Here is a 15,081-nt window from a genome sequence, read left to right on the forward strand (position 1 = left end):
AGCGAGCCACACCCCACAGCGAGCGAGTTTCTCCCCTCCGCGAGCGAAGATCACACCACGACGAGCGAGTTTCACACCACGGCGAGCGAACTTCACCCCTCCGCGAGCGAGTCTCACCCCACAGCGAGCGAGTTTCACACCACGGCGAGCGAACTTCACCCCTCCGCGAGCGAGTCTCACCCCACAGCGAGCGAGTTTCACCCGGGGCGAACGAGGATCACCCCACGACGAGCGAACCTCACACTGGGACGAGCGAGTTTCACCTGGGGGTAAGCAATTCAAACCCCTACCACCAAGTCACATATATACATAAAGAAGGCTGCCCCACACCAGGGCAGCCTTCCTTCTCCTAATAATTATGCTTTTTTCACAACGACCTCGTTATTTTCCAACACTACATCTACTTTATCAAGTGTGCTATCATCCAATAACAAGTCAGTTAATTGGTCTTCAATCCTATCTTGGATAACGCGACGAAGTGGTCTAGCCCCGAATCGTGGGTCATACCCCATATTAGCTAGCTTTCTTTTCGCTTCATCCGTTATTGTGATTGTAATATCATTTTCTTCCACTGTTTCTTGTAATTCGTGAAGCATAATATCAACGATTTGAACTAGATGTTCTTCTTTTAATTCGTTGAAATTAATGATTGCATCAAAACGGTTTAAGAACTCTGGCTTGAAGTACGCACTTAGGTTCTCTAGTTGAGAAACAGACTCATGTGCATCCTGATTAAATCCAACATTGATTTGCTTTACACCTGTTCCTGCATTACTTGTCATGATGATAACTGTTTCTTTAAAGCTAACAGTTCGACCATGTGAGTCTGTTAGATGACCATCTTCCATGATTTGTAGGAACATGTTTTGAACATCTAGATGTGCTTTTTCAATTTCATCCAATAGAAGGATTGAATAAGGATTTCTACGCACACGCTCTGTTAACTGACCTGCTTCCTCATGACCTACATATCCTGGTGGTGAACCGATAATTTTAGAAACGGCATGTTTTTCCATGTACTCACTCATATCTAGACGGATGAGGGAGTCACGTGAACCGAACAGTTCTTCAGCCAGTGCTTTTGTCAATTCTGTTTTACCGACACCAGTTGGTCCGACAAATAAGAAGGAACCAATTGGACGGTATTTTGATTTAAGACCTGCACGACTACGACGGATTGCTTTCGCAACTTTTTGAACGGCTTCTTCTTGTCCAATGACTTTTTTACCCAGATTATCAGCTAGACTTTTCATCTTTTCTTGTTCATCTGCTTGAATTTTTGTAACTGGGATACCTGTTTTCTCTTCCACGATTAATTGAATATCAGAAATATCTACATCAACAACCTGCTCTTTCCCTTTAGCTTTTTCTAATTGTTTTTGTAATTGAATTTCTTGATAACGAAGATTTGCTGCTCTTTCATAGTCTTCTTTTTCTGCAGCTGCTTCTTTTTCTTGGATTGTTTCTTGCAGTTTTTGTTCAATCGAATGAGAGTCTTTTTCGGCATTTGCTAAGTTCAAACGAGAACCCACTTCATCCATCAAGTCAATGGCTTTATCTGGCAAGAAACGATCTTGGATATAACGTTGTGATAAAGTAACAAACGCACGAATTGCATCCTCGGAATAGCGTACCTCATGGAAATTTTCATAGCGGTCTTTAATACCATTTAGGATTTGGACAGCTTCTTCCACAGACGGTTCCTTAACGATAATTGGTTGGAAACGTCTTTCTAGCGCAGCATCTTTTTCAATTTGACGATATTCTTTTAATGTTGTTGCACCAATAATTTGTAGTTCACCACGTGCTAGTGCTGGTTTTAAAATATTCCCAGCGTCCATTTGCGAACTTTCTGCTGTACCAGCACCTACTAGTAGATGAATCTCATCGATAAATACAATGATATCTTTACGAGATTGCAATTCTTGGATTAACTGTTTCATACGTTCCTCAAATTGCCCACGAATGCCAGTGTTTGCTACTAATGAAGCAACATCTAGTAGATAAATCTGTTTGTTCATTAGTTTAGCTGGTACTTTACCTTCAGCAATTTTTAGAGCGAGTCCTTCTGCAATTGCGGTTTTACCAACCCCAGGTTCACCAATTAAAACTGGGTTATTTTTATTTCTTCTGTTTAATGTTTCAATCACACGTTTAACCTCGTTGTCACGACCAATTACTGGATCGATGTTACCTGAACGAGCTGCGTGAGTTAAATTTTTACCAAGTTGGTCAATTAGTCCATTTCCTCTATTTGACTTTTGTTTCGTCTTTGTTGTTGTTTGACCATTGTTCGCACCATTCGCTTGGAATCCTGCAAATCCTTCTTCCGCACTTCCGCCAAAAAATGGATTTGAGAAAAAATCACTCGAATTCATCATTTTATTTTGGATTTCACGGAAACATGAATTGCAGAGGTGCATCTCTGACTTATCACTATTCATTTGCATGTGCACATTAATATTCGCTTCGTTTACACCACATTGTTGACATTTCATATTCCATTCCTCCTAAAAATTTATAATCTATATTTAATCAGGTTTGACTTTGACTATCTTTGACCTTGTGACTTTATTATACTCTGACCTTTTTTGACTTTCAAGTGTTTTGATCAAATTTTTTTGGATAATAGCCTATGAATTTTGCCTTAATGCCTGTAACGGTTTGTTTCTCTTGTTCTTGTATCGGGGAAAAGAGGGTGTTTATCGGTAAAGTTTTTAGTTTATCGGGGATTAAATGTTTTTATCAGCAAAGTCCTTAGTTTTATCAGTAACTTTGACGATTTTATCGGGAATCCACTCCATGATCGATCAACCTTCCAATCAAAAAACGCCCCTAACCTAATAGGAGCGTTTTCTCAATTATCGATTCAATAATTCTTTCTGTCTTAATTCTACTCGACGGATTTTTCCTGATGTTGTTTTTGGTAATTCGTCTAGGAATTCAATTATTCTTGGATATTTATATGGTGCTGTCAATTCTTTCACATGATCTTGCAGTTCTTTCACCAGTTCATCCGTTCCTTCTAAACCAGGTTTGAGAACGATGAATGCTTTCACAATACTTCCTCTTATTTCATCTGGGCTTGCTACCACTGCACACTCCTGAACAGAAGCGTGTTTGACTAAAGCATCTTCTACCTCGAACGGTCCAATGGTGTAACCAGAACTGATAATAATATCATCACGGCGTCCTTCAAACCAGAAGTAGCCATCTTCATCTTTCCTTGCTTGGTCACCTGTTATATAATATTCTCCTCGACGTGACATTTGCGTGCGTTCTTCATCTTTATAATACTCTTGGAATAATGCTGGACTATCTAATTTTACAGCTATATCTCCGACTTCATTAACACCAACTGGTTCACCAAATTCATCAATAATTTCTACTTCATTGCCTGGTGTTGGTTTGCCCATAGATCCTGGTTTTACCTCCATATCTTTCATAACACCTAATAATAAGGTATTTTCGGTTTGACCATATCCATCGCGAACAGTAATGTCAAAGTGTTTTCGGAACGTATCGATTACTTCCACATTCAGTGGTTCCCCTGCTGATACAGCACTATGTAATTCCTGTAAATTATAATCAGCTAGATTATTAACTTTTGCCATTAGACGATACTCTGTAGGCGTACAGCATAGTACATTTATTTCTTCATCCTGCAATAATTGTAAATATGTTTTAGGCTCAAACTTCCCTTGGTAAACAAATCCTGTAGCGCCTGTTCCTAATACTGATAAAAATGGACTCCAAATCCACTTCTGCCATCCAGGTCCAGCAGTTGCCCATACTTTGTCACCTTCATTAATACATAACCAGTTTTCAGGAGCTGTTCTTAGGTGAGCAAATCCCCAACCATGTGTATGTACCACGCCTTTAGGATTTCCGGTTGTGCCTGAGGTATAGGACATAAATGCAAAATCATCCCGTTTTGTGTCTGCCATTTCAAGCGTTTCTGATGCATCTTCCATTAATCCATCCAGATACAACCAGCCTTCCACAGGATTCCCAACTGAAAGCCTCACTAGATTATTAAACTCATGAATGTCTTCAAACTGCCCGGTATACGGGTGGTAGCTTACCACGGCTTTTATTCCACCGTGCGTTATTCGATATTGTAAATCCTTTGTTTTTAGCATTTCCGAACTAGGTATGACAACGAGGCCAATTTTTAACGCAGCAAGATACACTTCATACGCTTCTATTAGTCTAGGGATCATTACAAGCACTTTATCTCCTTTTGTTAATCCACTATCATAGAAAGCGTTTCCAATTTTATTTACATTTTTGGATAATTGGCTGTAGGAAATCTCTTTTTTATTTCCAGCTTCGTCTTGCCATATTATTGCATTTCTTTCCCCATCTTTTGAGGCAAACTTCTCCATTTCCATGACAATGTTGTAATCTAGTGGAGCAATTAATTCATCCCTTTTCAAAAGTACCAACTCCCCTTGTCCTATTTTAAAGTTAGTATATCAAAGATTACGAAAATTTAAAAGATAGTTGATAAACTAAAAGTTAAAATGGTTAACATGGTCGATACCCGAAAAGACGCGAAAAAAAGCCAGACCATTCAGCCTGACTTTTCCATCGCTTACAACCCATAAAGTTTGCTATTTATTTTATCCTTTATTACGTAATCATCCAGACTTTTAAAATGATAGCCATCCTTTTTTAAGTCCGTAATGAGTTGATCCAATGCTTTTGCATTATCTTCAGAAACGGCATGTAACAATACAATCGCACCTGGATGGATTTGACTCATGATTTGGTCATAAGCATACTTCCAGCCTTTTTGAGTTTCCCAATCAATGAATGCTAAGGACCAGAATACGTGGATATATCCTAATTCGTTGCCCCATTTTAAGGTTTGTTCACTAAACAATCCTTTTGGTGGCCTGAGGTATTTTATATCGTCTTGATCCGAAACCTTTGCCACTGCATGTTCTAAACTCTCTAACTCACGCTTCATTACTTCTTTCGTTACAATCGTTAAATCTGGATGATGATAGGAATGATTGCCGATAATATGCCCTTCATCAACCATTCTTTTAACCAAATCCGGTTGACTTGTAACATAGTGACCTGTAACAAAAAAAGTTGCAGGTACTTCATGTTTTTTTAATACGTCTAACACTTCTTCTGTGTATCCTTGTTCATATCCATTATCAAATGTCAGATATACATTCTTTTCTCCCGAATCATCTACGTAATAAGAACCGTATTCTTCAAGAATTTGCTTGTATTTTCCTATGTCCGGTACTTCGTGGTTTTTATTTTTCTTATAACCCCAACCATAGCCACTAGCTTGGGTTTCAGAAACCCCGACACTTAACGAGAAAAGAAAAATTAATGTACTTACTATCGTTACTATTTTTTTCATAACACCCCACCTATCTTTCTTATTTTTCCCGGTGGGCTGTTACTTATGCATGAACTATACCTAAATTAAATTAGCAATGACAAACCCGTAATTAATCCTAAAACAAATCCAATCTTTAGACACCATTTAACGGTTACTGTCCATTTTTCACTACCGATAAGAAAATATTCTTTCATATGATCTCTCCTCACATTCTACACGTTCTATATTTGTAAGAAGTATAACATATCTGAAAGTTCTTTCAAATCAAGGTGATACTTTAAAAAATAATAGCACCAATCCACCCGAATAAAAATAATGGAATATTAAAGTGAATAAAGGTTGGTACACATGTGTCCCAAATATGATTATGTTTTCCATCGGCATTTAGTCCAGAGGTTGGTCCAAGCGTACTGTCTGATGCAGGTGAACCAGCATCACCTAATGCCCCAGCTGTACCGATTAAAACCGTTGTTGCAAGTGGGGTGAATCCTGCAGTTATACATATAGGCACAAAAATCGCAGCTATAATAGGAACAGTACTAAAGGAAGATCCAATACCAATTGTTATGACTAATCCAACTAATAATAAGATAAAAGCAATCATTGGTTTATTATCTCCTAAAAATCCTGAAGAAACTTCAACTAACGCTTCAACTGACCCTGTAGATTTTAGGATATTACCAAAGCCAGAAGCAACAAGCATCACAAACGCAATTGTACCCATCATGCTAATACCTTCAGTTACTACTTTGTCTCCGTTTCTAAATGGAACAACAATGAAGGCAAACATTAAGATGATACCCGTTAAAGCCCCGAGAATTAATTCACCCGTTACAATTTGTACAACTAGAGCAGCAACAATAGCCACTAATGTTAGTGCATGTTTAATATTAAATTTAACTTCTTTTGGCTCTTCTTGAGCTACCAATTCAGAACCACCAGCTCCAGGAACTGCATCTCTTTCTTTTCGGTACGTAATGAAAATCGCAATTAATAACCCTACTATCATTCCAATTCCAGGAATAATCATCGCTAACACGATATCGTTCTCTGGTACAACCATCCCACTTTGGTCCATTGCATTATAAATTGTTTCATGGAATAATGCTCCAAATCCATATGGGATTACAATATAAGGCGCTTTTAAACCAAATGTTAAAGCAACGGCAACAGCACGACGGTCCATGCGCATTTTATCAAATAGCTTTAATAATGGTGGAATTAAAATAGGAATAAATGCAATATGCACTGGAACTAAGTTTTGTGATAATGAAGCCACACCAGCAATGGCCAAAACCATCATCGTTTTCTTTCCTGTTAGTACTTTTATTAAATAGTTTACTAGAACTGAGGTAATCCCTGTATAACTAATCGCTACAGCGAACGCTCCAAGCAAAATATAGCTTAACGCTGTACTGGATTGGTCCCCCATTCCTTCGACTAATAATTTAATGGAATCATTTAAATTTAAACCAGCCATTAGCCCTGCCGTTAATGCAGCAGCAATAATAGCTACAATAACATTTACTCGCAATAAGCTAAGTATTGTCATGACTAGTACTGAAACAACTACTACCCATTCCATTTTGACATTCCCCTCTCATCTATTCTATGTTTTAATCTCTTTATCCCCTTCAACACTTTACCATACTAAAGCATTAAAGAGATAAAATCAACCCCTTTTTTAATTTTAATAACATACAAAGGCCATCCTACATGAAGCCTATTACTACATTTTCGAGAGAACATCGGACTCATGAATCGACCTTCTACCTAAAAATAAGGCTCTCCGTTTAGGACAGCCCTATTCATCAATTATTTTAATTGAAAGGAGAAGGAAACATAGTCTTGAATTGGAATCCAGGCACCAATTCCTTGTTTCGTTACATTTTTAATGACAATTGTTTTCTTTGATCCTTTTAATTCAATATAAACTTCTCCAAATGTAACTTGCCCTTTTTCATTTACGGCAGGGGCATAAGCTTGCAACGTCCCGAATTTCTCAACTGGAACATTGTAAGAGTTCTCTTTCTTTGTTCCATGTCCGATTGTTGTTTGGTAGGAAAGTGGTAATTTCGTTTTTTCTTTTGCTTTTAAAATCATCATACGCTTAACATCACTTGGATTTGAGATTTTATTCGTCAATGCACCTTTAATACTCTGTTGTTCTTGTTGGATATAATTTAGCTTCTGAGGATTACTGCCTCCTAAATTATTTACTTCATTTTTATTAATTGGCTGATACTCCCAGTTTAAAGTTGTATCTGATGATTGGTAATTTAATGGCCATCTCCCTAGGAAAACCATTCCTCGATAACCAAAAGCAATTGGTGAAGGCTTCAATGATGTTTCATTGAGCATTTTTATAAGGTTTGGATTGTCAATTGGAATATCTAATTCATCAATTAATTCCTTTGTTAATTCACTTGGTTCAATCACTTCTTCATCTTCAGTTGAGTTCGGATACGTATTTTCTTTAGAGATATCTAGGGCATGACTTGGTACATCGTATGCACTCTTTTCTTCTTTTTTCTTATCTTCGTCATCCTTTTTCTCTTCTGCAAAGACAACCAAAGGGACTAGTAAAAAAATTATAAATAACACGAAAACAAATCTATTCGTATCTAATCGTTTCATGCAGACGTTCCTTTCCTTTTTTGTATTAGTTTCTTACCAAATACGGATTATTATTCATACATGAACATGTTGATTGACGCTAAATTAAAAATCGCCTAAATTGATATAGTGGAATAGTTTGAGGAGGTACAACATGGTTTCAACAAAAATGCGCTTTTGGATTTTAATTAGCCTAGTTACAATTTCAGGTTTTTCTCAAGGTATGATTCTACCTTTATTAGCAATAATTTTAGAACAAAACGGCGTACCATCCTCAGTGAATGGGATGCATGCAACTGGATTATACATCGGGGTCTTATTAGCATCTCCTTTTATGGAGAAACCAATGCAAAAATTTGGTTTTAAACCCATTATTATTGTAGGAGGAGTCCTTGTTTTTGTATCTTTAGCACTTTTTCCTGTGTGGGATGCCCTTTGGTTTTGGTTTATTTTAAGAGTAACTATTGGTATTGGGGATAACATGCTGCACTTTGGTACACAAACGTGGATTACGACTACTGTCATTAAAGAAACACGCGGAAGAAGTATTGCTTTGTACGGAATGTTTTTTGGTCTTGGATTTGCTCTTGGTCCACTAATGACAAGACTGTTAGCTATTCATGAAGCTTTACCATTCCTAGTTTCAGCTGTGTTAAGCATGCTCGTTTGGTCGCTCATGCTATTGGTGCGAAATCAATGGCCACAATCAGACAATACAACAACTACTATGAGTACTAATAGCTCGTTTAAACGATTCATTAAAACTGGAAAAATTGCTTGGGTTGCTCTACTAGCTCCAATGGCTTATGGAGTTTTAGAAGCCACTTTACATGGGATTTTCCCGATTTATGGGTTACGTATTGGTCATGACGTCGGTACACTATCATTAATCATCCCTTGCTTTGCAGCAGGAAGTTTAATCTCACAGCTACCATTAGGTATGTTAAGTGATCGGATAGGAAGGAGAAAAGTACTTCTATTAGTTCTGAGTGGTGGGGTAGTTTGCTTCCTTTTAGCCGCTTATCTAGAAACTTCAGTCGTAGCACTATTTATTTTGTTTGCATTTGCAGGTATGTTTGTCGGTTCTTTATTCTCATTAGGAATATCGTATATGACTGATTTATTACCAACTGATTTGCTACCAGCCGGAAATATCATGTGTGGGGTTGCATTTAGCTTAGGAAGTATTGGTGGACCTTACATTGGAGGATTATTTTTACAATGGTTCCCAGGGGTATCATTCTTTTATATTCTCGTATTCCTTCTACTGCTAATAACTGTAGCAATCATTTTTAAACAAGAACAGAAGGCTGTTGCACAAGCATAACCAAAAAACTATCCTTTTTCATATGAAAAAGGATAGTTTTATTATTGATTTACATATCTACTATACCGTTCTTCTAACTTATCTTGCATATACGATATTCCGATACAGATTGGCCAATAGATCAACGCAACTAAAATGTACATTGTCATTGAGTCAAAGGTGCGCCCTGCCACAATTTGTGCTTTTTGAAATAGCTCTGGAACTGTAATTACTGCAGCAAGAGACGTTGCCTTTACAATATCTAAAAACACATTCGATAGTGGAGGTATGGCTATTCGAGTTGCTTGTGGTAGAATAACTTTTCGCATTGTTAACCAGTATCCCATATTAAGGGCCCTTGATGATTCCCATTGTCCATTATCCACACTATTTAATGCAGAGCGATTGATTTCTGCTATATATCCAGCACTGTTCATCCCAAATACGAGAGAAGCTGCTAAGTAAGCAGATAAATCAATGCCGACAATAGGTAAGCCATAATAGACTAGAAAAAGGAAAACAATTACTGGTGTCCCACGCATAAACGAAATATACACACGAGCTGGCCAACGCAAAAGAATTTTCTTAGAACCTCGCGCTAAAGCAATAAACAACCCTAAAAACAAGCCCAACCCCATTGAAATAATTGCAATAGAAATCGTCATCGGAACCCCTTCTAATAAAAACGGAAGGCTTTCCCATGCTAACTGGAAATCAAATAAATTTTCAAGTTGAACTTTGTCAATCTTAAATTCAAACATATTATTCGATTCCTTCTACTTCAATGATTTCTCCTTCTGGTTCTTTTGAAACGTCCTGACCACCGAAGAATTCTTCAGAGATTTCCGTTAAGGTTCCGTCTTCTTTCATTTCAGCGATTATTTCATTTACTTTTTCCATTAAGACCGTAGCTTCTTTTTTCGTAACTACATTATTTGTTGTTGGATGGAATTTCAAATCTGGATGTAATGTAATGTCAAACTCTGTAATAGCTGTTAATGCTAGACTTTGTAAATAATAATCATTAATAACAAGGTCTGTACGTCCATTATGAACGTCTCTTAAGTATGCATCGTTCGTTACGTTTCCATATGTAACAACTTCAGCACCGAATGCTCTTGCAATCTCACTATAAACGGTAGTTGCAGCACCACCTGCTTTTTTTCCTTTTAAATCTTCTAATGTCTCTATCCCTGATAAATCATCCGAGCGAACAATCATCGTTGAATAGGAATATTTAACAGGTTCACTAAATGCAAATTTTTCACGGCTGTCTTCTCTAGGCCCAGCTTGAATCATATCAACACGACCACTTTGTAAAGCAGACAACATTGCATCAAATGCCATTTCTTCAAACTTAATGTCTACACCTAAACGATCTGCAATTTCTCTAAAAACTTCCACATTGTATCCTGTTAACTCATCTGAGTCTGCCGGATAATAGGATGCTGGAAATAAGGTACCCGCAGTTCCTACTACAAGTTCCCCGGACTCCTGAATCTCAGCCCAAATTTCGTCCTCTACTTCTTCCTCATTTGCAGCTCCATTGTTATTATTCTCAGACCCACACGCTGCTAAAAATAGTACTGCCATTAATGTAAATAAAGACAATGCCTTACGCATTTTTATTCTCCCCCTATACGTTGAGTTAGACTCTTTTAGTAACAATAGAATATAAAAAGAGCCTTTTTGTTATAATCAGAAAACAACAATGATTATAACAGTTATTCCCCACATAATCAAAGTTTCTAAACCTGTACCAACTTTAACTGAATACTGTTACAATTCAAACTTAACAATAAAATAGCTGCCACTTAACTGACAGCTACCTCTTTCGTTCTAATTTATATTTTCTAATGGTTGCATTTATAACCCCACCAATAATAATGATGACTCCAGAAATATAAAACCAGATCATTAACACAATCACTGCTCCTAAACTTCCATAGGTGGCGGAGTAATTTCCAAGTGTTTCCACGTAGTATGAAAAGCCAAATGAAACTAATTGCCATGTAGTCGTTGCAAACAATGCACCCCAAAAGCAATTTCTAAAATGAATTCTCATGTTTGGTGCTAGTTTATACAAAAATAAAAAGACGATAAAGAAGACTACTGATGAAATTACCCAACGTAGCATTTCCCAGACAGTTAGGAAGTTATCTGACAAACCAAAGAAGGAAAAAATATAAACTCCAATCATTCTTCCTAGCACAGGAAGTAATATAGCGACAATAATAACGCCAATCATTGCAATTGTTAAGACAATAGCAATGAATCTAGAAACAATGAATGAACGGCTTTCTTTTACATCATACGCATGGTTAAAGGATCTCATTATTGCATTTACACCATTTGAAGCAGACCATAAAGTACCAATTAACGTAATTGATAATAAGCCACCATTTTGTTGATGGGCTAGCTGTTCAACATTAGATTCAATTAATTGCATGGAATCTGCTGGCGCAACAGTAGACAGTACTTTCATAATGACCTGTTCATCAATAGGAAGGTATCCGATAAGAGTAATTAAGAATAGCAAAAACGGGAATAAGGATAACAGAAAGAAATAAGCAAGCTGTGCAGCTAATCCAAACACATCATCATTGATAATTTCTTCATATAATTCCTTTAGAAAAATAAGTACCTGCTTCACATTATTCCCCCATTCCCTCATAGAGTTCAACTACTTCTTGGTCACCTTGTCCAACGTCGTTTCAATTTGCTCCAAAGCATTTATAGCATTTTCCGCTTGATAGTTAAATGTACTGTTGAATTTATTAAAGGTTTCACGTACATTGTGGACAGTTTCAGTTGGGTGTTGTGCAATATACGATGTTTTTTCTTTTAAGTTACCTAGCTGTTCTTTCGTATAATTTCTAGTATCCTTATCAAAAAGAGCATAGACACCACCTAAAAGTGCGCCCACTGCCATACTTGTATACAATCGTCTTCTACCCATAATACATACCTCTCCTTTTTATATGTTATGTTTGTCCTTAATATACATTAACAAATTCTTACAACCCTTTGAAACTAACTGATAAGTATAATCAAAATCTCCAGTAAAATATGGATCTGGTACATCCAAAGTATCTGTATCCTCTACAAAATCCAAGAGCTTCGCAATCGTCACTTGATCATTCTTATTATGGATTGATTTTAAGTTCTTTATGTTATTTGTATCCATTGCAATTAAATAATCAAAACGATCCCAATCTTCTTTTTGAACTTGTCTTGCTTTCATGCCATTATAACTAATCTTTTGTTGGTCTAATATTTTTCTAGTACCTTCATGTGGCATATGCCCCTCATGCCAATTTCCAGTGCCAGCAGAATCTACTTCTATCATATCTTGCAATTTCTCTTTGTTGATTAAATCTCTAAACACTGCTTCTGCCATTGGGGACCGACAAATATTCCCTAGACAGACAAATAATACACGAATCATTTTTTCACCATCCTCCCTCTCATTATAATCGAACTATTTTGCTTTTTTAAGTTAAATGGTAAGAATAGGATATATTATTTTTTTATTAAATATTGCAAAAGGGGTTGACTTTTTAATCAAATTTTCGGAATATTTAATATAGGTATACTTTATAAAAAATTGTAAAGGAGGAAGTAACATGCTAGACATTATTAATGAAATAAGTAGTTTTGTCTGGGGACCACCTACTCTTATCTTAATTGTAGGTACCGGTTTGTACTTAACATTCCGCTTAGGGTTCTTACAAATACGTGCCTTACCGTATGCCTTACGATTAGCTTTTAGCCCAACTCGACAAGACAAAAAATCAAAAGGGGATATTAGCCATTATCAAGCGCTCAGTACGGCAATGGCAGCCACGATAGGTACCGGGAACATCGTTGGTGTTGCGACAGCTGTTGTTCTTGGTGGACCTGGTGCAGTATTCTGGATGTGGATTACTGCAATCTTTGGAATGGCAACGAAGTACGCCGAAGCGATTCTCGCTGTAAAATATCGTGAGGAGAATAGTAAAGGCGAAATGTCCGGGGGACCAATGTATTACCTGGAAAAAGGATTAAAGCAAAAGTGGTTAGGTGTAGCTTTTGCAATCTTTGGTGCTGTTGCAGCTTTTGGAATTGGAAACATGGTTCAGTCCAATTCCGTGTCAGATGCGTTAAATGAATCATTTAGTGTACCTACTTGGATCACAGGTGTTGTTTTAACCTTACTAGCTGGACTTGTTATTCTAGGTGGAATTAAGAGTATCGGTCGTGTAACTGCATTCTTCGTACCGATTATGGCATTATTTTATGTTATTGGTGGACTTATCATTATTGTGATGAATTTTGATATCGTTCCTGCTGCTGTTGGATTGATTTTTTCTGATGCGTTTACTGGAAGCGCTATTGGTGGGGGTATTCTAGGTACTGTTATTCGTTACGGGGTTGCCCGTGGGGTATTCTCAAACGAAGCAGGTCTAGGTTCTGCACCAATTGCTGCAGCTGCAGCTAAAACAGACTACCCTGGTCGTCAAGCACTTGTTTCTATGACACAAGTATTAATCGATACGATTATTGTGTGTTCTATCACTGGTATCGTTATCGTTATGGGTGACCTAGCAGGTAGTGGACTAGAAGGTGGACCATTAACAATGGCTTCATTTGGTGCATTCCTAGGGGATACTGGAAGTAATATTGTAGCTATCGGTATCGTACTATTTGCATTCTCTACACTAGTTGGCTGGTCTTACTACGGTGAGAAATGTTTCGCTTACCTATTCAGCGACAAAGCTGTACCATATTATCGCATCGTATTCGTATTAGCAATTATGATCGGTGCCGTTCAGTCTCTTGACCTTGTTTGGGGCATCTCTGATGTCTTTAATGGCCTAATGGCAATACCAAACTTAATTGGTCTACTCGGACTTTCTGGTGTCGTCGTATACGAGACGAAACGATTTATGGAAGTCGCCAAAAAAGAGAAAGAGCAAGAAAAAGCCCAAGCATCCTAATAGAAAAGTCGCCTGGACAATTTCCAGGCGACTTTTTAATGAATAGCATTTTCTTCTACTCCAACAAATATCCCTTCGCTTTCAACACTTCACACACCTCATCCAACTGTTGCTTTGTTTCTGCCTCAATAGTATGTATATGAACGCCATTTGTTAGATCTGATAATAAAGAGACTTTCTTCTCTTTAAGCTCCGTTATAAATATTTGTACATCTCTCCTATTTTTTAACATAAGGGATCCAGTTAAATCCCCATAAATAGGATGTTCAACCATGACATTTTTCACTGTCACACCATGATCAACTAGTGTATTTAATTCATCTTCCGTCTCTTCTGGCTGATGGCTTACAACGATAATTTTAGAAAATAGAGCCCCGTTTTCTTCGTCTTGTAAATAGACATATCCTCTTGAAGTTGCCATAATCGGTTCCCCTTTAGCTTTCAATAGAGAAACATCTTGTACAATGACTTGTCGACTAACATTCGTCCGTTCTGCTAATAATTTTCCTGTTAGTGGTTCCTGGCTTTCTTTTAACCATGACAGTATTAAATTTCTCCTATTCTCACCCAACACTTTTTCATCATGCTGCATCCAAATCCCTCTCTTTCTTTCCGACACTTCTTACTACTAGTATACCGAATCCATTCCCTAATTGCATTTACTAAGAAGAGCGCAAGCGCCTTGGTCACCCCCGACAAGCTTAAGTCGAGCCTCGGCGTGGCGTTCTTTGCCACAGAGAGGATTGACTTAAGACCTCGAGGGGGTAGGCGCTGGAGCTAGACATCTCTGAATTTTATACATTCTTATCTTT

13 protein-coding genes are annotated in these 15,081 nt (G+C 37.4%); 2 read left to right on the forward strand and 11 right to left on the reverse strand.

Annotated features, from left to right (window positions below):
* Window positions 1–356 precede the first annotated feature (356 nt).
* The 5 genes from BUB12_RS15625 to BUB12_RS15645 all read right to left on the reverse strand — a co-directional run bounded on the left by BUB12_RS15625 (window position 357) and on the right by BUB12_RS15645 (window position 8,005).
* Window positions 357–2,498, reverse strand: coding sequence for an ATP-dependent Clp protease ATP-binding subunit (locus tag BUB12_RS15625; RefSeq protein ID WP_072891841.1), 2,142 nt, complete (start codon window positions 2,496–2,498; stop codon window positions 357–359).
* Window positions 2,499–2,861: 363 nt separating this feature from the next.
* Entirely contained in the window at window positions 2,862–4,439 is a 1,578-nt protein-coding gene (gene mbcS, locus BUB12_RS15630; RefSeq protein WP_072891842.1) for an acyl-CoA synthetase MbcS, read from the reverse strand.
* 158 nt (window positions 4,440–4,597) lie between these two features.
* On the reverse strand, window positions 4,598–5,386 hold the full coding sequence (pdaA, locus tag BUB12_RS15635; RefSeq protein WP_072891843.1) for a delta-lactam-biosynthetic de-N-acetylase: 789 nt from the start codon (window positions 5,384–5,386) through the stop codon (window positions 4,598–4,600).
* Between the two features lie 259 nt (window positions 5,387–5,645).
* Window positions 5,646–6,953 (reverse strand): Na+/H+ antiporter family protein, encoded by a 1,308-nt coding sequence (locus tag BUB12_RS15640; protein ID WP_072891844.1) that lies wholly within the window; start codon window positions 6,951–6,953, stop codon window positions 5,646–5,648.
* A gap of 230 nt (window positions 6,954–7,183) precedes the next feature.
* Window positions 7,184–8,005, reverse strand: coding sequence for a YfkD famly protein (locus tag BUB12_RS15645; protein ID WP_072891845.1), 822 nt, complete (start codon window positions 8,003–8,005; stop codon window positions 7,184–7,186).
* A 133-nt stretch (window positions 8,006–8,138) separates the two neighbouring features.
* Between BUB12_RS15645 and BUB12_RS15650 the strand changes: the two genes are divergently transcribed.
* Window positions 8,139–9,311 (forward strand): MFS transporter, encoded by a 1,173-nt coding sequence (locus tag BUB12_RS15650; protein ID WP_072891846.1) that lies wholly within the window; start codon window positions 8,139–8,141, stop codon window positions 9,309–9,311.
* 41 nt (window positions 9,312–9,352) lie between these two features.
* On the opposite strand, the gene BUB12_RS15655 is transcribed toward BUB12_RS15650, so the two are convergent.
* From BUB12_RS15655 to BUB12_RS15675, 5 genes are all read right to left on the reverse strand, one after another.
* On the reverse strand, window positions 9,353–10,051 hold the full coding sequence (locus tag BUB12_RS15655; protein WP_072891847.1) for an amino acid ABC transporter permease: 699 nt from the start codon (window positions 10,049–10,051) through the stop codon (window positions 9,353–9,355).
* 1 nt (window position 10,052) lies between these two features.
* Entirely contained in the window at window positions 10,053–10,913 is an 861-nt protein-coding gene (locus BUB12_RS15660; RefSeq protein WP_072891848.1) for a transporter substrate-binding domain-containing protein, read from the reverse strand.
* A gap of 202 nt (window positions 10,914–11,115) precedes the next feature.
* Window positions 11,116–11,943 (reverse strand): YihY/virulence factor BrkB family protein, encoded by an 828-nt coding sequence (locus BUB12_RS15665; protein ID WP_084063379.1) that lies wholly within the window; start codon window positions 11,941–11,943, stop codon window positions 11,116–11,118.
* 30 nt (window positions 11,944–11,973) lie between these two features.
* On the reverse strand, window positions 11,974–12,249 hold the full coding sequence (locus BUB12_RS15670; protein WP_072891849.1) for a YtxH domain-containing protein: 276 nt from the start codon (window positions 12,247–12,249) through the stop codon (window positions 11,974–11,976).
* Window positions 12,250–12,267: 18 nt separating this feature from the next.
* Window positions 12,268–12,738, reverse strand: a complete 471-nt coding sequence (locus tag BUB12_RS15675) for a low molecular weight protein-tyrosine-phosphatase (RefSeq protein WP_072891850.1) — start codon at window positions 12,736–12,738, stop codon at window positions 12,268–12,270.
* Between the two features lie 178 nt (window positions 12,739–12,916).
* Here BUB12_RS15675 and BUB12_RS15680 point away from each other — a divergent pair, with 178 nt between their 5' ends.
* A complete protein-coding gene (locus tag BUB12_RS15680) occupies window positions 12,917–14,269 on the forward strand; it encodes an alanine/glycine:cation symporter family protein (RefSeq protein ID WP_072891851.1) in 1,353 nt (450 codons plus the stop codon).
* A gap of 55 nt (window positions 14,270–14,324) precedes the next feature.
* Here the strand turns inward: BUB12_RS15680 and BUB12_RS15685 are convergent, their stop codons facing one another.
* Window positions 14,325–14,861, reverse strand: coding sequence for a transcription repressor NadR (locus BUB12_RS15685; RefSeq protein ID WP_072891852.1), 537 nt, complete (start codon window positions 14,859–14,861; stop codon window positions 14,325–14,327).
* Window positions 14,862–15,081: the final 220 nt, after the last annotated feature.

The sequence above is a fragment of the Ornithinibacillus halophilus genome, assembly GCF_900129485.1.
GTDB classification, from domain to species: Bacteria; Bacillota; Bacilli; order Bacillales; family Amphibacillaceae; genus Ornithinibacillus; species Ornithinibacillus halophilus.

Bases quoted from the DNA above. Each gene is read 5' to 3' on its own strand.
- BUB12_RS15625 (WP_072891841.1), bottom strand. From the start codon at position 2,498: ATGAAATGTCAACAATGTGGTGTAAACGAAGCGAATATTAATGTGCAC.
- pdaA (WP_072891843.1), bottom strand. From the start codon at position 5,386: ATGAAAAAAATAGTAACGATAGTAAGTACATTAATTTTTCTTTTCTCG.
- BUB12_RS15640 (WP_072891844.1), bottom strand. From the start codon at position 6,953: ATGGAATGGGTAGTAGTTGTTTCAGTACTAGTCATGACAATACTTAGC.
- BUB12_RS15645 (WP_072891845.1), bottom strand. From the start codon at position 8,005: ATGAAACGATTAGATACGAATAGATTTGTTTTCGTGTTATTTATAATT.
- BUB12_RS15650 (WP_072891846.1), top strand. From the start codon at position 8,139: ATGGTTTCAACAAAAATGCGCTTTTGGATTTTAATTAGCCTAGTTACA.
- BUB12_RS15655 (WP_072891847.1), bottom strand. From the start codon at position 10,051: ATGTTTGAATTTAAGATTGACAAAGTTCAACTTGAAAATTTATTTGAT.
- BUB12_RS15660 (WP_072891848.1), bottom strand. From the start codon at position 10,913: ATGCGTAAGGCATTGTCTTTATTTACATTAATGGCAGTACTATTTTTA.
- BUB12_RS15670 (WP_072891849.1), bottom strand. From the start codon at position 12,249: ATGGGTAGAAGACGATTGTATACAAGTATGGCAGTGGGCGCACTTTTA.
- BUB12_RS15675 (WP_072891850.1), bottom strand. From the start codon at position 12,738: ATGATTCGTGTATTATTTGTCTGTCTAGGGAATATTTGTCGGTCCCCA.
- BUB12_RS15680 (WP_072891851.1), top strand. From the start codon at position 12,917: ATGCTAGACATTATTAATGAAATAAGTAGTTTTGTCTGGGGACCACCT.
- BUB12_RS15685 (WP_072891852.1), bottom strand. From the start codon at position 14,861: ATGCAGCATGATGAAAAAGTGTTGGGTGAGAATAGGAGAAATTTAATA.